This is a genomic window from Paenarthrobacter sp. 10L412, assembly GCF_056395565.1.
In genome coordinates this window covers 188,944-207,275 of the sequence record NZ_JBFTJT010000008.1, presented here as the reverse complement: position 1 = coordinate 207,275, position 18,332 = coordinate 188,944, and the positions used below count along the sequence as shown (strand labels likewise).

The following is an 18,332-nucleotide window of genomic DNA, read 5'->3' as shown; positions in this document are numbered from 1 at the left end:
TCCCACTTGGCTCTGTTCTCGGGTCTGCAACTTTGTCCATGGCGCCAGCAGCCATGAGTTGCTGGAGTAGGGGTACTACTTAGTCACGTGAACGACAACGGCTTTGTTGGTCGCCTGTTCCATGCCGGCGTTATCGATGCCGGTGACAGTCCAGTTGCTGAGCAAAATGACCGTCTTACCTGTGTCTGCGTTGTAGACGACTTTCTTAAAGCCGAGAGCCTGCAGTTCATCGTCCAGCGCCTCCGCGTTCATCCCAGCCACATTTGTTGGGATTACCGCAGTTGCTGCTGCGGGCGTTGGGATGGCTGCGGCAGGCGTTACGACCGGAGCAGGCGTTGACGTAGCCGTTACCGTTGCTGTTGCCGTGGCCGTCTCGGTCACAGTCTGTGTGACAGTCGGAGCAGCCGCAGGTGCTCCTGCACAGCCAGCAAGCGCAACGCACAACAAAGCCATGGCAAGTATGGATTTCTTCAAGATTCCCCATTTCAATTCCGACGAACTAATGTCGTCGCCCCCATTTCACCCGCGGAATGCGAGCACCAGTGAAAGTGTAAGGTTCAACAAACACGCTGCACATTTGTTACGGTACTCGGTCGAGGAGGTCCTCAGGAAGGGCTTGATTTATGTTCCAGGCTATGTTGCCGCAGTCGTTTTCAGAGCGGCAGAAGTGAGGCTGCAAGTTCACTTACTGCGACTCGAAGACACAAACCCGCATCTTGCTTGCCAATATTCCAAAGCCATGTAATATCCGATTACCGAGCACACGGCTCGGCGCCTTGGGGAGCGTTACGGGGGTACTAATCGACGCATCGTCGTGACTATTCGGCAGGTTTACTGCCACGGATCTAAGGCATTTCGCTCGCATCAAACCCATTCGCATTGTTTTCTGTGCCCAAAAATAGGCGCCGAAAGGAACCCTTATGAGTCAGAATCCAGAAGGTTATAGGCCTCCAAACCCATCCGAGGGGTCTACCCCAGTCGGACCGGGCAGTTATCAGACTCCGCAGCCGCCAGGGCATGTCCCTTCCCCTGCGAATCAGGCCTACCAAGCTCCCCAAGCGCCATATCAGCAATTCCAGCCCCACCCTCCGCAGAAGTCGTTCCTCGTGACTTGGATTCTTTCCCTGCTGGTTGGTGTTTTTGGGGTGGACAGGTTCTACTTGGGCAAAGTCGGAACCGGTATCGCAAAACTTCTGACTTTCGGAGGCTTGGGAGTATGGGCGCTCGTAGATCTCATACTCGTACTTGCCAACAAACAGACGGACAAATACCGTCGGCCCCTCGAAGGCTATGACAAACACAAAGTTGTCGCTCTTATCGTCACGGCAGCGTTCATAGTAGTCAGTATCGCTTTGAACGCAACACGTGGGGCCGCCACGTTGCCAGCAGCAGTACCAGTTCCAGCCGCCTCGCCGTCTGCGAACTCGGAACCGGCGACGCAGCCCTCGGCGACAGCTACCTCTGTTCCCAAGCCCTCGTCGACACCGTCCGCCGCAAAGACGACACCGCCGCCAGCCCCTGCGGCACCAAAGGTTGCAACCCAAACGTTCAGCGGTGTAGGAGATGATGTCGTAGCAGCTTCCCTCTCAGGGGCTCCCGCAATTGTGACATTCACATGTGATCCGTGCAGCCGCAATACCGTGTTGAAAACAAATGGGCGAGATAGTCTCTTGGTCAACACAATCGGTTCCTATACGGGAACTCACATTGTTGATACTTCTAGTGGTTCGACCACGTCGGAGTTCACGATTAATGCTCAAGGTAGTTGGTCGCTGACAGTGGCAGATATCACTACGATTCCCTCGACGACAGGGCCCGTCAGCGGCCACGGGGACCAAGTGATCCTTCTTGGTGGTAAGTCAACGAAGGCGGCAATCACGTACGTCGGTGAACGGAATTTTGTAGTTCAGGGCTACGGCGGAAGCCGGTCAGAGCTTGCTGTGAACACCATTGGTTCGTATACCGGTACGGTCAAGTTGACCGGCCCGGGCTTCGTGCAGGTCACTTCGAGCGGCGACTGGACGATTGCGCCCAGCTAAAGCTCCCGTTAGTTAGAGTCCCGGACAACGTGGAGATGGGTGGCTGGTGGTTCCCATTTTGCGGAAACCACTAGCCGCCCCGAGCTGCCAAGTATGCGGCCGACACAAAGCCCCGCCATTCACTCGGAGATCGACTACCTCATGATGTGCGTTCAGGCTCCCAGCTATATCTTGCCGAGGGCCTTCCTTGGAAGTCACACGTGGGTAGAGCTTGGCTGATCCCCGTCCTGGGCAGCAGATGTTGCGTCGGCACCCCAGATGGCTAGTCCGCCTCCGGGCAACGACACCAGCAACAGGCCGTCTGGCCCGGCAAGCGTCCAGGCCTCGTACCGCTCATCTGGCAGAACGTCAATTGTGCTTCCATCTGTGAATTCCAAGTGAAGAGCGCCTGCATCATCAGCGAAGCCGCTTACGACAGCTGAACGCGTGATGCTAAGGACCGGCCCGAGCAGCGAAGGGTCATCATTGGGGTCGTAAAGAACCGGGTCCGCGTCGGATTTTCGGTATGTGAAGGCGCATTCAATCTTGACGGCCGTTCGGCTCTCTGTTGTGATGCCGAAGGCGTAGTCGACGAGGCACTGCATAACCCTGTCCTCTTGAGGAACAGCCGGCCATGTCCATGCGATGAGATTTGTCGCCAATTAGTGGTCCTTTGCAGTTTCAAAAAGTTTGCGAACTTCGTCAGTGGACGCATCGAGAAAATCGACGAGCGCTCGAATGGGTTCCGGCCCTTCACTCCATCCCCATTCGTCGGCGTCATAAGCGTCGTCTAGTTCAACCAGATCTTGAGCGAGTGGGTGTCCCTCATGCCGAATTAGGGTGTGCGCCCAAGCCGCAAGCTCGCGTATTTGAAGCGTTCCCTCAATGACTCGGTGGGCATAATAGTGGGCCGCGAGTAGCTGAGCGTCGTCCTTTGTAATGTTGGCGGTTGCCAACCCTAGTTCCCCAAGAGCACCTTCAATGAGGGTGCCGAGGTGGAACACGTTGATCTTCACGGATGCCCCAGCGAGTTCTCGGAGCGTTTCGCTGTCATGACCCTCGACCAGAGCATTGGTCGCGCCGGAGATCGCCAGGGGCGCTGCATCCTCCCTCATTAGCCACAGGGCGCGCGCTGCAAGAAGCTCGAAAATGGCTGAAGTTGGCTCTAGGCTCACGCGCTCAGCATAGTCACATCTGGGGCGAGCAAGTTGCGGCGTGTGCCGGAAGTGTTCGTGGCGATTGTGGCATGCTTCAACGCATGAACCCGGGACACCTAAAGCGCGTTGCACTGGAGCAGCGGGCATGGGAAGTTCTCCACGACGCTCACGCGACATATCTGTCCGACACCTTCTCTGCATACGACGAGGTCCTGCATGAGGTCGCTGAAAGAATCCGATCAAGTAAAAGCATCGGCAAGGCAGATATCGGGGCGTTGCTGTTCTGGAAGCGGCTGCGTGCGGATACGACCTGGGTTCGCAAGCTGATGGCCATTCCAGATGACGATGCCAGGGAAGTTACGGAGGGCGCCGGGTCCGCCGTTAATGACCAGAAATTGTCCGTGCCGAAAGCGCCTCTGACGGACGCCGTGCGCTGTCTGACTTGCCAGGCTTTGAATCGGTGGACGCGCTGGCATTAGCTCTCCTGCTCGCCGCGGCACCGGAAAGGATGGCTGTCTATGACCGCCGAGCACAAAGGGGCCTTGAAGTTTTGGGTCTCCAGCTCTCCCCGGCACGCGGCAGGTACGGCCGATACATGGAATTAGTAGGGGAGATTCAAGTCATCGCAAGTGAGCACGGGTTTGTTTGGTCGGCCCGAGACGTCGATATTGCTCTCTATTGGCTCGGCGGTCAAAGGGGCAACTAAAGGCACCTGGCTGTGTCCGTCCCGGGTGGAATCATGTTAGTCACGCAGCGCGAACAATGCCCACTTTGGTGATTTGATGCGTCCCACGGGAGACGGTTCGGTGGTCGGCGACCCGCGGTTGGTTGCTGGCGGTAGCGGGATGAACCGGCACGTGACTTTGCCACGAAGATCCAGGTTCCTCCGCTTGTCGAAGCGGCGAGTGTGACGCTGCCTCAGGGGAGGCCGTTGGTGAATTAGGGGCTGAACGTGATGGATATCGCCGTGGGGGAATTTGCCGGTGGGGCTGGGGTGATTTTGTTCTGACGGTGAGGTGGGGCTCGTGTGGGATCCGCTGGGGAAGCGGGTCCCACACTGCTTTGTACTTAGCTTTGCTCGCCGTCGTTGTTCGTCACCAGGAACTTCCGCAACAGGTTTGCCAGCTGTGTCCGCTCGGATTTGGTGAGGCCCTCGAGCATCTTCTGCTGGTTCTCCACGTGGTGCTCAACGACCTCATCTACCAAGGCGAGCCCCTCGGGCGTGAGGCTGATCAGCAGTTGTCTGCGGTTATCCGGGTTGGTCTCCCGGTGAACCAACCCGCGGGATACCAGACGATCCACGCGATTCGTCATGGCTGCGGAGCCGATCATAGTCAGGCTGGCCAATCGCCCAGGTGTTAGCGGAGCTTCGGCCGCCGACCGACGCAGCGTAGCCAGGACATCGAACTCCCACGGCTCCAGCCCAAACTGATTCATGAATTCCTGCACGTCCAGGGATGCCAAGCGACTGGCCCTGTTGAGGCGGCCGAGGACACCCATGGAACCGACGTCGAGGTCGGGGCGCTCCTTGTTCCACTGCTCAAGAATCATGTCTACTGCGTCGCGGTCCATCGTCCCTCCAAGGCTTGACCTCAAACAGTACAACACCTACATTGTCTTACATCAAATAGTTCGATATCGAAATGTATGGAAGTGAACAATGCCCGCGGATATAGAGACTGTCAGCATCAAACCGGGAGGTTCGAACCCGACTAAGGCGTCACCCCGCGACCTTTTCATCACCGCACTCGCGCCGATGGTGTGGGGCTCCACATTCCTGGTGACCACCGAGTTCCTCCCCGCTGATCGACCTCTCCTGGCAGCAACCGTGCGAGCCTTGCCGGCGGGCATTGTTCTGATGCTCATCACCCGAACCTGGCCGCGGGGGAGTTGGTGGTTCAAGGCCGCTGCGTTGGGGGCACTCAACATTGGGCTGTTCTTCTTCCTCCTGTTCTTCACCGCGTACCAACTCCCCGGAGGCGTCGCAGCGCTGGTCGGGTCCGTCCAGCCCCTGTTCGTGCTCTTCCTTGGCGTGCTGATTCTCGGGGAGAAGATCCGAGCGGCGCACATCGTCGCCTGCGCACTGGGAGCGGCGGGCGTCGGCTTACTTGTTCTGCGGTCCGACGCCACGCTGACCGTCGTAGGTGTCATAGCTGGGATGGCTGGAGCGCTGAGCATGGCGGCCGGCATCGTCCTGACCAAACGCTGGGGGAGGCCCGAAGGAGTGGGACTGCTCGGCTTCACCGGGATGCAGCTGGCCATGGGCGGAGTCATGCTCCTGCCGGTGACGTTGGTTGTCGAAGGACTGCCAAGCCAGGTGACAGCCACAAACCTTGTCGGCTTTGCTTACCTCAGCGTCATCGGTGCCTTGGCCGCCTACGCAGTGTGGTTCCGGGGCATCCAACGCCTGCCCACGTTGGTGGTGTCGTTCCTGGGATTCCTGAGCCCGCTCGTCGCTGCGGTGCTCGGGTTCGTGTTCTTGGGAGAGTCGCTGTCGGGGTGGCAGTTTGTAGGTTCGGTGCTGGTGCTGGGGTCGGTGTTTCTCGTGCAGCGGCCAGCCGCTGGCGCTCGCCAGCAATTGCCGCAGAAAGTGGAAGCGCTTAGGTAGCCGGCTCTTCGTGGTTGGTGGTAGTGGATTTCGTGTACTTGAAGACAAAGGGGCCCGTGGCCCTGCTGGGATGAGTGTCTAGCATTCAACCTGGAACAGGACCGAGCCTTGATCGAGCCGACCGGGGTCGCAGCCGACACTGCCACCATCCTCCTCAACCTGCCCGACTACGACGTCATTTCCACCGCCATCACTGCCGACCGCCGGCAGCTGACTATCGAAACCGACCAGCCGCCGGGCTGCCCAAGCTGCTCCGCCATGGCATCCCGGCGTAAAGGGCGTCGCCTTCAACGACTCCGCGGTATTCCCGTCGCCGGACCGGTGGAGGCGCTCTGGTCCAAACACCGCTGGTACGGCGAAGAAATATAGCCTGCGACCGGCTCTCGTTCTTCGAATCCACGCCGCAGGTTCCGCGCCGTGCCCGCTCCGGGACCAGCTCATGGACGCGGTCATCCCCTCAGGCAGGGCCGTCTCGGAAACAGCCGCCGGGTTCACGTCCCTGGGGGATGGTCCGGGCGGCCCTGCATGAGGCCTGCCTGCTTCGGCTGCCGGACGTGGATAAGCTCGGCCCGTGGATGCCGGGTATTGATGAAAGCCGGTTCCGGTCAGTTCGCTTCTTTCAGGACCCCTCTACGAAGGCGCGGACACGGTTCGAGCCGTGGATGACGACCATCGTTGATTTGGACACTGTCAGGTCCTTGGCGTCGTTGACGGCCGCGATCACAAGGGTGTTGGGGACTGGTTGTTCGCCCGGCCGCTGGAATGGCGCCTGGCCGTGCAGGTCCCCGCGATCGACCCTCCGCGGCATTCCGGAAGGCGTTGCGGATGTGGCCTCCCCCGTACCGCGGTCGTGGTTGATCACTTCCGTCTGATCGCGCTGGCCAGCCAGGCCATGACGGAGACCCGGCAGAACCTCTCGCCGCAGGTCAAGGGCTGCCGAGGCGCCGGGCCATCGACAAGGCCTGGGCGCACCGCATGCTCCTGCTGCGTGGCGGCGACACACTCAGCTGCCGGGCCACCCTCCGACTCGAGGAAGTGTTCGCCCTGGACGATCCAACCGGCACCCTGCATGCCGTCTGGAAATTTAAGGAACCGTTCCGGGCCGTGCTCCACACCGGCTCCCTGGAAGACGCCGCGGCGGCCAAGAAGGTACCCGAGGAGCTGGTCAAGGCAGCCGGTCGGAAACCTGAGGTTCTACCGCACCATCTGGAGATGGTGGAGAGAGATCGAGGTGCTGATCATCACCGACGCCATGACAGGCAAGGTCGAGGGCAACAACACGGTGATAAAAACAAAAGACGAACTGCCCGCGGTACCGCAACGCCGCCAATTACAAATCGGTATTATCTTGAGAAGTGCCGTCCGGACGGCGGCCTGACGCTCACTTTGGGAACCGTACCCCCGAACCGTGAAGAGCCGCTTTGGTGCTGTAACTCGCCTGCGTTCGGTGGGGTCACGCGGGGGTAGAGCTTGGCTGATCCCATCCTGAGCGGCAGATGTTGCGTCGTCACTCCAGGTTGCCAATCCGCCTCCCGGCAGCGACACCAGCAACAGGCCGTCTGGGCCGTGGGACCCAGTTGCTGCGAGGTGTCTCATTCCACCGTAATTGATCGCTCAAAATAGTCGTAGATTTCCGGCAAGACGGGTCTTTCAAACTTCAAGTTCATCTGGACGACGTTCAAATTCGGATCATTTGGCATTGTGGTGTTAATTGCATCCTCCGAATGCGCACGACCAAGATAAAAGAAGTCGGCACCTTCGCTGTCATTTTTCTTGACGAAAACATGAATAGCAACGCTGTTGGCAACAATCGGGATGACCTCCCCGCTATTTAGTCGCCGTCTACTCCGAGTAAACCATCTCATGGTGGAATGGTCGAGGAGTTCGTCACCGTAGTCGGTGCTCGCTGTGACTTCCTCTGCTTTATGGTACGTAACAAAGATTGGGCAGCTCAGCGTCGATTGATCAACTTTGTAACCATAGATAGTGGACATAAAATTCTTGGGCCAACAAAGCAGGCGGCTAGCATCCTTCCGGGAATATTGTCTTCCCACCACAAACGGATCCCCATCCGAGTACCTGTCCGAGATGAGTGAGTACGCAGTATCGAGGAGGTCATCGACGCTGCTTGAAAACAGCCTGGAGGAACTGTAGTTATCGAAGAATTCTTGGCTCAAACTGACGGATACGTCGTCAACCCAATTGACGGCCGCCTTGTATTTGCTCCGTTCACTATCGGTATTGAAGTTAGTTGTAAGGGATCCAACCGTACTCTGCACATGCAGAAGATCGGCTGCAATCCCTTCTGCTTCGAATATACCCTGGATCTCTTCCCTAGTGAGTCGGCCAGTTTTGAGTAGTGCCATCAAAAGGGCAGTCTCATGTAGCCGCCTCGCGGGCAGGACCTCATGGGATAAGAATGTCAGTAGGTCGTGTTGGGTTGGAGTGAGACCGCTTGAGGTTTTCGTGAGCCGTGACACGAGAGCAGGATAGTTGTCTGTCTTCGTTGCTAAAAGTACGGGATCCACGGATTCGAAACGGTAGAAGTCCTTGAGCCGCGGGATTCCGCCAAGGCGATTCTTTAGCCCGTCGAAGGCGAGCTTAATGTTCTGCATGTTATCGAGCCTCGTGTCCACGATGGATTGGAGCACTCGATGCTGCGAAATGCGATCGAAGCGCACGCTAGAAAGCCCTGGAAGTACGCCACTCTCCTCAGCAGCGATAAGATTTTGCCGGAGGGACTCTCTATTGAGTGATTCGTCGCCAAACAATGCTATCGGAATAAGATAGTTGTTTGCGTAGTTACCGATAAAGTCGATGACGACTACATATTCCTTGCCTGGGTGCTTCCTTAGTCCCCTGCCAAGCTGTTGAACAAAGACAATTGCAGACTGTGTCTGCCGCAGCATGATCACTTGGTTGATGGACGGAATGTCGACTCCTTCATTGAAGATGTCAACAGTCAGGATGTAGTCCAATTCGCCACGTTCGAGACGCTCCACTTGTTCCTCACGCCGTGAAATGGAGTCCTCACCTGTCAAAGCGACAGTCCTCAGCGGTCGTCCATGGAGTCTTCGTTGGTTGAGCTGACCGGCAAGACTGGCGGCTTCGTCTTTTGTGCTACAGAAGATGAGTCCTCGCGGGGGAACGCCCGCCTGTCCGTACAACGAGATCGCTTCAAGAATGTGATTGACGCGGTTTCCCTTAGCAAGGCTAGCAAGCGAGGGCAGGTCCTCCGATACAGTCCCATTGTCCAACTCAAAGTCGGCAACACCGTAGTAATGGAATGGGCTCAACATTCCTTCTTCTAGGGCATGGTTCAGTCGAATCTCGTAAGGGACATTAAAATCGAAGAGCTCATATATGTTTGTTCCATCAGATCGGTCCGGCGTGGCTGTAACGCCTAGAAGAAATTTAGGACGGAAATGATCGAGTATACGGCGGTAGCTGTCCGCTCCAGCACGGTGAACCTCGTCAATCAGGATGTAATCAAAAGCATCTCGTTCGAAATGCTTCATTACATCGGGACGCGAGAGTGTCTGGATCGTCGCGAAAATATACTTAGCGTGGAGAGTCTTCGAGCTGCCTGAAAGTTTGCCAAAGTCTGTCGCTACCGCACCCAACACCCGTTGGAACTCGTTGATGGCTTTGTCGAGAATTTGCTCACGGTGCACAACAAAAAGCATGCGCTGAGGATCTACCTGGCGGACATCGAGGGCGGATAGAATCGTTTTACCGGTTCCTGTCGCGGAGATTACCAGTGCTTTGGACCTTCCCGCTGACCGCATTGCTTGGATAGCCTCCAAAGCTGTCCGTTGCATAGTATTGGGAACTATCGTCGTAAGGATTCTCTGGTCCTCACCAGACGAGTACGGAGACGCGTTTGCTTCAGGAGATTCGAGCGTCAACTCAGTTCGACTTGCGCCTGTTCGACTTCCTGAATGGGAAACTTCGCGCGGCGGGCGATAGGATGCCCGGTATCGTTCGATCCATTCGGATGTAAGCGCGTCTGAATCCTTGATTTCACATTGCAGCAGCTCATGGATTTGCGCTGCGAGGTCGCTGCTGTGGGAGGCAGCAACTTTGAGATTCCACTCGTGGTTCCTGACCAGTGCGTTCTCAGTCAAGTTAGAACTTCCCAGGATTGCGGTGACGTTGTCCGCATGTTGGAAAACGTACCCCTTGGGATGGAAGTCGCTGCGATGGTGCAAGCGGACGTCGATGGAGCCATGTGAGAACTTGTTCGGCCTGGCCAAATTGAGAAGCTCTGAGAATGCGTCTGGCGAGTTGAACCCTAGGTAGTCAGACGTAATTATGCGTCCAGTGCCTCTAAACTCTGCGAATTCCTGTTTGAGGAGAGCAATGGCACGAGGTGACACAAAGGCCACGGAGAAGGTGAACGCGGTGCAATTTTTCAGGTTCTGCCTAAGAACCCTGAGCATTGTATTGTCCGGGGTGTTAAAAACAATCTCCGGGCTGAAGTGTTTCGTCGTTGGAAGTTTACGATTCAGGTATCCGAACCGTATATCCTGTTCTAGGACAGCCGAAGCTGGAGCCCAGTGGAAATCAACCATTTTTGGTGAGGGAAGACTTAATGATTTCCACCGCAGGAATGTCAGCAGGGGCCCACGTGAGAATTTCGAGTTTCTCCGGTTCGAGCCACAAAACGTCTGCGTGCTCGGTAAGGCGCGGCTCTCCCATCACCAGTTCGCAGTAAAAAGTTGTGAGTCTCACGATTCCGAAGTCGTACTCGTGAGCCGTGGTCGTGATTTCCGCGCCTACTTCCACCTGACAGTGGAGCTCTTCCACGATTTCTCGCTCAAGGGCTTCTCGGGGAGATTCGCCGGATTCTATCTTTCCGCCCGGGAATTCCCACAAGCCTCCTAGTGCACTGCCATGGCCGCGCTGGGCACAGAGAACTTGACCGTCTCTAAGAATTACCGCCCCAACAACGTTGATCTGCTTCACAGTGAGTACCTCGTTTCGTCGTTCCCAGTCTAGGGGAGTCGACACGACAGGCTTGTCGATTCCTTGGGGGCAGTGGCGTATTAGGGGCATTGGCCGCGAAAACCTCCAGAGGGCCGTCGCATATCGTCTCGAAGGAGTCGAAAAACAGACACCAACTCACAGGGGTCAGCGTAGCGTTCGTGCCGGTTTCCGGGATGCAGTGGGCGGGGCTGCGTCACATATTGACCGTGATCCGGCTCACCGCTTTACTAAACGAATGCCATTCATTTAGTAAGGGTAGCGAAGGACTGGCCATTCTTCACCGATCAGCGTGAGTCCTGCGTCGCACCGCGGCACCCCGATTAGACCTTAGGATCCCCATGTCCCCCACGTTTGATACTGATACACCGGGAGGCGAGAAGCCTGTGGGGCCAACCTCCTTTCAGACTCCAGCCCAGGGGTGGCGCCGCGTTCTCGGGGTCCCGCCGCTGGTGTTGCTGGGCTTAGTCTATATAGGTGCCGCTGACGGGCGGGCGCCTTTCGGGCGCCTAGGCTGTGACGCAGGTGGTCATGCTCTTCACCGCGCGCTCGTTGGCCGGATGGCGCAAGCATTCCCGTTCGGGGGATCGCCATACACTTACACGACGCGATCGTTTGGAGCCGGACTTGGGTTTATGGCTGGATGGTCGCTGCTGCTGGACTACCTGCTGCTGCCGTTGATCAACTACCTGCTCATCGGCATCTACATGAATGCGGCCTTCCCGGCCATCCCGTCGCGGGTGTTCATGGTGGTATCCATCCTCGCGGTGACTGTGCTGAACATCCTGGGAATCACAGCGATCGCCAGGGCCAACTTCGGGGTCGTGGGGCTCCAAGCGCTCTTCATTGTGCTGTTCGTTGCCCTGGGACCTGTCATCCATTACCGGCGCCGGCAACCTCGACTTGATGGCCCCTTTCACCGGCGTCGATGGCGCCGAAGGCGTCTCGCCGATTCTGGCATGCGCCGCGATTCTGTGCCTGTCTTACCTAGGATTCGACGCCGTTTCCACCTTCGCTGAGGAGACAAAGGACCCGAAGCGCAAGCTGCCCAAGGCCATCATGCTCACCACAGTTCTCGCAGGCGTGATCTTCCTTGGGCTGGCGTACATCAGCCACCTGGTACTCCCGGGCAGCACGTTCAATGACGTGGACGCTGCGGCCATCGAAGTCATTGGGGCAGCTGGCGGCAACCTTCTCGTCGCCTTCTTCACCGCTGCTTACGTCCCCGGAAGTCTTGGATCGGCGCTGACGTCCCAGGCGACCGTCTCGCGAATTATTCATTCGATGGGTCGGAGTGGGGTGTTCCTGTCGGCCTTGGGTCGGCTGCATGCTCGATTCCGCACGCCCGTGCTTCCGATTCTTTTGACATCAGCCGTTTCGCTGCTGGCCTTTGTACTGGACCTGCTCACCATTTCGTCACTTATCAGCTTTGGCGCGCTCGTCGCGTTCTCCGTGGTCAATCTCGCCGTCATCAGGCACTACTTCTTCGATGAGAAGGCACGTGGTTCGCGGTGCGTGATTCACAACCTCGTGCTGCCAGGAATCGGCTTTGCCTTGACGGCCTGGCTGTGGACGAGCCTGAGTGGGTTGTCGTTCACGTTCGGAATCGCGCGGGCGGGCGTTGGGTTGGTCTACCTGGCGTTCTTGACCCGCGGGGTTCCGGAAGCCAGCGCCGCAGTTGGAGCTGGAGGAAGCTTAAGATCGGCTCCCGCCGGACGTTTCGTGAGGTCACAGCGTCAGGCGGGGTTCGCCGTCGTCGATGTTCTCCGTTGGCCGTTGCTTCGCAAAGCATCCTGTGGAAACCTCGGAGTGATCCCGTCGCCGGGGCGACGACGGGCAGACGAGAAGGAGCCCGGCATGGGACTCATTCACATCGACCTGTTCACCACGCTCGACGGCGTCGCGCAAGCGCCGGGCGGACCCGAAGAAGACCCGGCAGATAGTTTCGCGTTTGGGGGCTGGCAGGCGCCTCTGTTCGACGACGCGGTCGGCGAACAGGTCGAATCCGGGATGGTGGGAATGGACGCATTGCTTCTTGGGCGCCGCACCTACGACATCTTTGCCGCGTACTGGCCGCACCAGGACGGAGGCATAGCGCAGCTGTTCAACCGCATCCCGAAATACGTGGCCTCACGCCAGACGTTGAACCTTGAGTGGGAAGGCTCGTCTCAGCTCGGTCCTGATGTGGTGGCTGCCTTGCACGAACTGCGCGACAAGCATGAGCACATCCACGTCATCGGCAGTCTCGACTTCGTGCAGACCCTGTTCGCCGAGCGGTTCTTCGATCGGCTCACGCTTTGGGTGTATCCGATCCTCCTCGGTGGCGGGAAGAAGGTCTTCGCTGATGGGGTGATTCCGACGAACCTACGACTCATCGAGCCAGTGGTCGCTTCGCCCAAGGGTGCTGTGATGCAGCGGTACGCTCTGGTTGAGGGGACGCCTGGGGTGGGGGATATGGCCGAAATTGGTTAGGGCTCCGCTCATGCGCCCACCCACGCGGAGAGCTGGGCTCGCCTTTGGACCATCATGATGCTGGGAGGCATCCTGGCAGCCTATGCAATGGCCTTCGCTGCCTTGATCTTGGTCCGCCGAGGCCGGCGCTAATGACTTCTACTGGACCCTGGTCCGCTGCTGATTGCTGCGCCGCCCAGTAAAGATCGGCTTACGAGCGCTGGTGCGGAAGACCCGGTCCGCGCGAGGGGTGCACGTTTTCTCAATATCTTCGCACCCTATTGCAACCCGCCGGTAAGTTACTGCAAAGTAACTACGGATGCCGTGGACATAGGGGTTCGCGGCCAAGAGAAAGGCAGGCCATGCGCCGATTCCGACTCACCGCCGTCCTCGCCGCTGCGGCGCTCACGATTGGACTCTTCGCCGCACCCGCGGCTCAGGCCGACTCGATCTCGCCAGACCCGCCCGGAGCCAACGACTGGACATGCAAGCCATCGAGCGTGCACCCGTACCCGGTGGTTCTCGTCCCGGGGACGTTCGAGACAATGTACAAGAACTGGGCGCTGCTTTCACCAGTGCTCAAGGACCAGGGGTACTGCGTCTTCGCGCTCAACTACGGGGTGGCCAACGATGTCCCCGCCAGCGGGGCAATTCGCAACTCCGCAGCTGAGCTTGCGACGTTCGTGAAATCAGTTCTCGGCGCGACGGGTGCGAAGAAGGTCGATCTGGTCGGGCACAGCCAAGGCGGGATGATGCCGCGGTACTACATCGGCTTCCTCGGCGGCGCCAAGTATGTGCACCACCTCGTCGGCATTGCGCCATCGAACCACGGCACTCAAGGCCTCATCGCGCCGTCGCCCGCGGGGATGATTCTCGACACGACCGCAACGAGCACCCTGTGCCAGGCGTGCGCGGACCAGCATGCCGGGTCGGCGTTCATGGCCGAGCTCAACTCGATCGGCGACACCGTACCCGGCCCGTCCTACACCGTCATCTCGACCCGTTACGACGAGATCGTTACCCCTTACACGAGCCAAGCTCTCCTTGGGCCGGGGAAGCAAGTGTCCAACCTCGTGCTCCAGGACTACTGCCCTCTCGACACTTTCGAACACGATCAATCTCCTAACGATCCGAACGTGTGGTCCCTCGTCTCCAACGCGCTCCTCCAGAGCGGCCCCGCAGATCCAACGTATCGCCCGCAGTGCGTGTAGCGGGCAGTATCCCGCCTTCGTAGTATCGGTCCCCACCGATAGGTCCGCAGATTTGCCGCACCCACAACCGATGTTGGTGGTGTCCCATTCCTTCGAACCAGTAGATTCCAAGCGGGGACACTTCCCCAAGGTTGTGACTTGATCCCACCTATTGAGTTTTGTGATCGCTCGGTATCGCACCGGGCGTCCGTAAGACGATCCGATACCTCCGTGCATTCGTCGGGCTCCTTGCCACCGGTGAAGCCGTCTCGCTCTACCAGCGAGACGGCTTCACCCCTGGTGATATGACCGGGATGTTCCAGCGGGTTAGACCAGTCAGTGACTAGAGCTGCCGCTCACCCCTAGATTGCTGCGATGTGGTAGTGGTTGCCGGGACTGCGCCTCGGAAGGCGAACAAGTCGACTTGTGATCGCCGGTCAGGCAGAGCACGCGGCTGGGCGTGCGTGCAGCCCCTGAGATGCCTGCTTTCAACTCGTGGGTAGAGCCTCGATCACTTCTTTCAGGCGATCATGCACTTCCGCAGCTTGCTTGGGGACCTGGCGTTTGATCATAGGTTCGAACAGGCGAGTCAAGCCCTTGGTCTTCATCTCCAGGACTTCCGTCACCTTAGTAACACCGTCGCCAGACGGGTCGAACGTCATCGTTGACCGAACCTCGAAGCCCCACGATCCGCTATCCATCACGAACCTGTGGGGCGGCTCGAACTCGGTCAGCTTGATCGGTGCCACGATCTTCTGAGCGCCCTGCGTGCGGACGTGGGTCCAGGTGGACCCGACGCCGATGGGGCCCGTCGATGTCTTCTGTGCGCTGATCACGTACCGGTCGTATTTGGGCAGGGTCTCGAAATTCACCACGAAGTTGAATACGGTGGACGGATCGCGATTCACGTTGACTGAGTTCTCGAAACGAATCATGCCGTGAATTATCGGCAGCCGGACGATTTCTGACAACTGTTCAGCCGATATTGACCGACTACGCACCGTATCCTTACGCGCCCCCACCATCTCACTGCCCAGCGTCGTTTGACCCAACGTCTTGCGAAGGCGGAACATGAGCTGCCCAAGCCAACTCAGGTCGGTAACAGATCGAGTTTGTATCCGGTGGCCCACAGGACTGAGGTGATGTTTGCCTGGGGGAGGTTTAGCTGCGCTGGCTCGGAGGGCAGCCAGCCGAGTTCGCGGAGGTGGATGTTGTGGCCGCCTTCGATGCCGGACAGCAGCGGGTTGCAGGCGAACCGTGCTCCGGAGGAGGGGAGTGCCTCGCGGGTGAGGGAGTTGATGCAGTAGTCGGGGCCGTGTTGGCGATTTCGAGCATCCAGTAGATGAGGTCGTGGGAATCGGATCTTCGACATACCCGGGACCTTGACACCAGTCTTTCCAGTTGGCTGATCCCGAGAGCATGCTCGGCCCATCTGCCATTAAGGGATATTCCTTGCGGCGGCTTGGCATAGGCGGGGTTGACGTTCGGGAAGTTGCACGATTACGGGATCACGTCGACTTACGATGCTGGGAAGGGGTGCGAAGGCCAAGAAGCCTCCATCGCTGATGGAGGCTTCTTGGGGTGGAAAGCGTCAGTTCTCGAGAGTAGTTGGTGGCCTATGGAGATCGCGGGAATTCCGAACCCGGTTGTGATTCCTTTCCATCCAAGCGGGGAAGTGGTCGAGATGAGGCAGAGGAAACACAGCAGGCTTCATGCATCCCAGCCACAACCAGAAGATCTCGGGTAGGGCTTCGAGTTCATGCCAGCATTTGGCCGGATTCCTAACCCCAGACGACGAGGTTCTGGGCTGCGGTAGACGAGGTCTGCGGGCAGTTGCGGAAAGCATTGGTTTCCTCTCGTGCTGTGCTGGTGGCGCAGCCTTGGCGGCGCCGGTACGGACGGCGCGTGGGGTATTTTTCGTGAAGGGGAGCGCCTAGGCAGCGATATCGAGTCGTTGGCTACTGGGAGCCACCCCATGAGTTTCCGCGGTTATCGCCGCCGTCGATGATGACCAGTTCAGAACCGTTGCACGCGGCTTGTCTGAGGGCGGCTGCTTCCTGGTACTCCGGAGACTTGTACATTGCCAGGGCCTCCTCAATGGAAGGAAAGCGGTGGAGGAAGTAGCGTTCGAATTTGAGCTCGCCTTCTAGTTCGACGAAAGTCTGACCGCGCGAGAGTGGTTCGAATCCGTAGCGTGGCTGGATGCGGGACACTATTTCCGCGTACTGCGCCAATAGGGCTCCGTCGCGGGGGTTTGCTCGTCCCAACCAATATGCAGGCATGATTCTCCTTAGGAATGAGGTTCTTGAGAGTTCGTCCGTTTACCCAGGCCGGCCCGGGCACCGGGTGGTGTTAGTGGACGTGTCGTTCCAAGCCTGTCCAGTACTGCTCGCGCAGCCGTTTTTTGTCGATTTTTCCCACCGCTGTCATAGGCAGCTGATCGACGATTTCGATAGCTTTGGGGGCTTGATGGGCGCCTTTACGCCGCCTGACCGACTCGGTGAGGCTTAATGCGTCAACAGTGCTGCCCGGGCGGGGGACCACTACCGCGGTAACAGCTTCACCCCACTGGGCGCTGGGAATCCCGATCACGGCTACCGCCGCGACGTCGGGGTCCTCCGCGATGACGTCCTCAATCTCCCGGGAGTAGACGTTGAACCCACCTGAAATGATCATGTCTTTTTTGCGTTCGACTATGTGGAAGTATCCGCGTTCGTCTTTTAGGGCAAGGTCGCCGGTGTGGAGCCACCCGGACCTGAGTGTTTCTTCTGTTTGTGTGGGCAGACTTTGATAGCCGCTCATGATTCCACGGCCCCGTACGCAAATTTCCCCGACGGCGCCCGCTGCGACGGGCTGATCTTCTTCATCGAGGAGTTCTACTCTGGCGCCCAGGACTGGACGGCCGCAAGAGCCAAGCAGGTCGGGATCGCCGGTTGGGTCGTGTTCATCCTTGCGAAGGACCGTTGCCCACGAAACGCATTCGGTCTGCCCATATGCTTGCAGCAGCACGGGTCCGAGAGCTTCGTGAGCTTCTACAATCCGGGATGGGGACATGGGGGAGGCCCCATACATCAAGGTTTCGAGCGAGCTAACGTCGAATTTGCTGGCCAGGCCTGAGTCGAGCAGCTTGTAGAGCATGGTCGGTACGCAGAAGCTCCAGTTCACACGCTCGTCCTGAACTGTGCGAAGCCACTGCTCGGGATCAAAGCCTCTCTGCACAACGACCGTGCCTCCCCGCAGCAGGGTCGGTACGATCGGGAGCACGCCGGCGTGTGAAAGCGGTGCAACCGCTAGATATCGAGGGCTGCTTGGCAGATCGAGTGCCGCTGTCACTGATACGACCGCCTGGGACATCGCGCGGTCCGGGAGCTTCACCCCTTTGGGGCGGCCCGTGGTGCCCCCTGTGTAGGCAATCCATGGAACGTGCTCCGGCCCAAACTCGTATCGCACCAATGGGGTAGGCGGAGCCGACTCGGAAAGATGGATCAAATCGGGCGCGAGGTCGGATTGCCCCAGCACAAATGTGTGCCTAACGGCCGCTGATCTGGCCATGATCTCTCCGCCAACGGAGGCATGGGCGGGATCGACTATGAGGACATCCACCCCTCCGTCATCGCACACGTAGGCGTGGTCTTCTGCCGAGCCCAGAGGATGGAGCCCGCTGTAGTGCAAGCCCATCAGCGTAGCTGCGGCCTGAACCATCCACACTTCAGGCATGTTGGCACTGAGAACGCCAATGCCGTCGCCAGGAACCACGCCGTGGTCTGAGAGTACGCGCATGAACCGGCCTATCCGATCACGGACCATGTCGTAGGTCAATCGGCGGTCTCCCGCCACGAACGCGGTTCTGGTCGGATACCGCGTGAGAGCTTCAATCAGCAGATCGCTGTAGTTGACGTCTGTCAGGGACGACATCTTTTTC

General features: G+C 58.5%; 18 protein-coding genes and 2 pseudogenes. 9 read left to right on the top strand and 11 right to left on the bottom strand.

What is annotated here, in order from left to right:
* Positions 1–75: 75 nt before the first annotated feature.
* Positions 76–474, bottom strand: a complete 399-nt coding sequence (locus tag AC1DD7_RS13375; protein ID WP_477515336.1) for a hypothetical protein — start codon at positions 472–474, stop codon at positions 76–78.
* Positions 475–920: 446 nt separating this feature from the next.
* Between AC1DD7_RS13375 and AC1DD7_RS13370 the strand changes: the two are divergent.
* A pseudogene (locus tag AC1DD7_RS13370) lies at positions 921–1,226 on the top strand (TM2 domain-containing protein); the annotation flags it as partial.
* Between the two features lie 552 nt (positions 1,227–1,778).
* Positions 1,779–2,039 (top strand): hypothetical protein, encoded by a 261-nt coding sequence (locus AC1DD7_RS13365; RefSeq protein ID WP_477515376.1) that lies wholly within the window; start codon positions 1,779–1,781, stop codon positions 2,037–2,039.
* A 194-nt stretch (positions 2,040–2,233) separates the two neighbouring features.
* Here the strand turns inward: AC1DD7_RS13365 and AC1DD7_RS13360 are convergent, their stop codons facing one another.
* Entirely contained in the window at positions 2,234–2,623 is a 390-nt protein-coding gene (locus tag AC1DD7_RS13360) for a DUF6188 family protein (RefSeq protein WP_477515335.1), read from the bottom strand.
* Between the two features lie 57 nt (positions 2,624–2,680).
* Positions 2,681–3,193 carry a hypothetical protein gene (locus AC1DD7_RS13355; RefSeq protein WP_477515334.1) on the bottom strand — a complete coding sequence of 171 codons (513 nt, stop codon included), beginning with the start codon at positions 3,191–3,193 and terminating at the stop codon, positions 2,681–2,683.
* An 83-nt stretch (positions 3,194–3,276) separates the two neighbouring features.
* Here AC1DD7_RS13355 and AC1DD7_RS13350 point away from each other — a divergent pair, with 83 nt between their 5' ends.
* The gene (locus AC1DD7_RS13350; protein WP_477515333.1) at positions 3,277–3,654 is read left to right on the top strand and encodes a hypothetical protein; all 378 of its coding nucleotides are present in this window, start codon (positions 3,277–3,279) and stop codon (positions 3,652–3,654) included.
* A 589-nt stretch (positions 3,655–4,243) separates the two neighbouring features.
* On the opposite strand, the gene AC1DD7_RS13345 is transcribed toward AC1DD7_RS13350, so the two are convergent.
* The gene (locus AC1DD7_RS13345) at positions 4,244–4,747 is read right to left on the bottom strand and encodes a MarR family winged helix-turn-helix transcriptional regulator (RefSeq protein WP_477515332.1); all 504 of its coding nucleotides are present in this window, start codon (positions 4,745–4,747) and stop codon (positions 4,244–4,246) included.
* An 88-nt stretch (positions 4,748–4,835) separates the two neighbouring features.
* Between AC1DD7_RS13345 and AC1DD7_RS13340 the strand changes: the two genes are divergently transcribed.
* Positions 4,836–5,783 carry an EamA family transporter gene (locus tag AC1DD7_RS13340; RefSeq protein WP_477515331.1) on the top strand — a complete coding sequence of 316 codons (948 nt, stop codon included), beginning with the start codon at positions 4,836–4,838 and terminating at the stop codon, positions 5,781–5,783.
* 108 nt (positions 5,784–5,891) lie between these two features.
* Positions 5,892–6,152: a hypothetical protein gene (locus AC1DD7_RS13335; RefSeq protein ID WP_477515330.1), complete on the top strand. Its 261-nt coding sequence runs from the start codon at positions 5,892–5,894 to the stop codon at positions 6,150–6,152.
* A 250-nt stretch (positions 6,153–6,402) separates the two neighbouring features.
* On the opposite strand, the gene AC1DD7_RS13330 is transcribed toward AC1DD7_RS13335, so the two are convergent.
* Positions 6,403–6,645: a hypothetical protein gene (locus tag AC1DD7_RS13330; RefSeq protein WP_477515329.1), complete on the bottom strand. Its 243-nt coding sequence runs from the start codon at positions 6,643–6,645 to the stop codon at positions 6,403–6,405.
* A 369-nt stretch (positions 6,646–7,014) separates the two neighbouring features.
* Here AC1DD7_RS13330 and AC1DD7_RS13325 point away from each other — a divergent pair, with 369 nt between their 5' ends.
* Positions 7,015–7,161 (top strand): hypothetical protein, encoded by a 147-nt coding sequence (locus AC1DD7_RS13325; RefSeq protein WP_477515328.1) that lies wholly within the window; start codon positions 7,015–7,017, stop codon positions 7,159–7,161.
* 214 nt (positions 7,162–7,375) lie between these two features.
* Here AC1DD7_RS13325 and AC1DD7_RS13320 read toward each other — a convergent pair whose 3' ends face one another.
* Both AC1DD7_RS13320 and AC1DD7_RS13315 read right to left on the bottom strand, forming a co-directional pair.
* On the bottom strand, positions 7,376–10,357 hold the full coding sequence (locus AC1DD7_RS13320) for a DUF3427 domain-containing protein (protein ID WP_477515327.1): 2,982 nt from the start codon (positions 10,355–10,357) through the stop codon (positions 7,376–7,378).
* Complete coding sequence (locus AC1DD7_RS13315) at positions 10,350–10,751, bottom strand: (deoxy)nucleoside triphosphate pyrophosphohydrolase (protein WP_477515326.1); 402 nt, start codon at positions 10,749–10,751, stop codon at positions 10,350–10,352. The genes AC1DD7_RS13320 and AC1DD7_RS13315 overlap by 8 nt, the downstream gene beginning before the upstream one ends.
* Positions 10,752–11,110: 359 nt before the next feature.
* On the opposite strand from AC1DD7_RS13315, the pseudogene AC1DD7_RS13310 reads away from it, so the two are divergent.
* From AC1DD7_RS13310 to AC1DD7_RS13300, 3 genes and pseudogenes are all read left to right on the top strand, one after another.
* Positions 11,111–12,468 (top strand): annotated as a pseudogene (locus AC1DD7_RS13310) (APC family permease).
* Between the two features lie 158 nt (positions 12,469–12,626).
* The gene (locus AC1DD7_RS13305) at positions 12,627–13,241 is read left to right on the top strand and encodes a dihydrofolate reductase family protein (RefSeq protein WP_477515325.1); all 615 of its coding nucleotides are present in this window, start codon (positions 12,627–12,629) and stop codon (positions 13,239–13,241) included.
* 341 nt (positions 13,242–13,582) lie between these two features.
* The gene (locus AC1DD7_RS13300) at positions 13,583–14,431 is read left to right on the top strand and encodes an esterase/lipase family protein (protein WP_477515324.1); all 849 of its coding nucleotides are present in this window, start codon (positions 13,583–13,585) and stop codon (positions 14,429–14,431) included.
* 467 nt (positions 14,432–14,898) lie between these two features.
* On the opposite strand, the gene AC1DD7_RS13295 is transcribed toward AC1DD7_RS13300, so the two are convergent.
* The 4 genes from AC1DD7_RS13295 to AC1DD7_RS13280 form a co-directional block, all read right to left on the bottom strand.
* A complete protein-coding gene (locus AC1DD7_RS13295; protein WP_477515323.1) occupies positions 14,899–15,483 on the bottom strand; it encodes an SRPBCC family protein in 585 nt (194 codons plus the stop codon).
* A 17-nt stretch (positions 15,484–15,500) separates the two neighbouring features.
* The gene (locus tag AC1DD7_RS13290) at positions 15,501–15,782 is read right to left on the bottom strand and encodes a hypothetical protein (RefSeq protein ID WP_477515322.1); all 282 of its coding nucleotides are present in this window, start codon (positions 15,780–15,782) and stop codon (positions 15,501–15,503) included.
* Positions 15,783–16,368: 586 nt separating this feature from the next.
* Positions 16,369–16,692, bottom strand: coding sequence for a DUF1330 domain-containing protein (locus AC1DD7_RS13285; protein ID WP_477515321.1), 324 nt, complete (start codon positions 16,690–16,692; stop codon positions 16,369–16,371).
* Between the two features lie 70 nt (positions 16,693–16,762).
* The gene (locus AC1DD7_RS13280; protein WP_477515320.1) at positions 16,763–18,325 is read right to left on the bottom strand and encodes an AMP-binding protein; all 1,563 of its coding nucleotides are present in this window, start codon (positions 18,323–18,325) and stop codon (positions 16,763–16,765) included.
* Between the last annotated feature and the right edge of the window lie 7 nt (positions 18,326–18,332).

Excerpts from the sequence above, each read along its gene's own strand:
- AC1DD7_RS13360 (WP_477515335.1), bottom strand. The coding sequence starts at position 2,623 with ATGCAGTGCCTCGTCGACTACGCCTTCGGCATCACAACAGAGAGCCGA.
- AC1DD7_RS13350 (WP_477515333.1), top strand. The coding sequence starts at position 3,277 with ATGAACCCGGGACACCTAAAGCGCGTTGCACTGGAGCAGCGGGCATGG.
- AC1DD7_RS13345 (WP_477515332.1), bottom strand. The coding sequence starts at position 4,747 with ATGGACCGCGACGCAGTAGACATGATTCTTGAGCAGTGGAACAAGGAG.
- AC1DD7_RS13340 (WP_477515331.1), top strand. The coding sequence starts at position 4,836 with ATGCCCGCGGATATAGAGACTGTCAGCATCAAACCGGGAGGTTCGAAC.
- AC1DD7_RS13320 (WP_477515327.1), bottom strand. The coding sequence starts at position 10,357 with ATGGTTGATTTCCACTGGGCTCCAGCTTCGGCTGTCCTAGAACAGGAT.
- AC1DD7_RS13305 (WP_477515325.1), top strand. The coding sequence starts at position 12,627 with ATGGGACTCATTCACATCGACCTGTTCACCACGCTCGACGGCGTCGCG.
- AC1DD7_RS13300 (WP_477515324.1), top strand. The coding sequence starts at position 13,583 with ATGCGCCGATTCCGACTCACCGCCGTCCTCGCCGCTGCGGCGCTCACG.
- AC1DD7_RS13295 (WP_477515323.1), bottom strand. The coding sequence starts at position 15,483 with ATGTTCCGCCTTCGCAAGACGTTGGGTCAAACGACGCTGGGCAGTGAG.
- AC1DD7_RS13290 (WP_477515322.1), bottom strand. The coding sequence starts at position 15,782 with ATGTCGAAGATCCGATTCCCACGACCTCATCTACTGGATGCTCGAAAT.
- AC1DD7_RS13285 (WP_477515321.1), bottom strand. The coding sequence starts at position 16,692 with ATGCCTGCATATTGGTTGGGACGAGCAAACCCCCGCGACGGAGCCCTA.
- AC1DD7_RS13280 (WP_477515320.1), bottom strand. The coding sequence starts at position 18,325 with ATGTCGTCCCTGACAGACGTCAACTACAGCGATCTGCTGATTGAAGCT.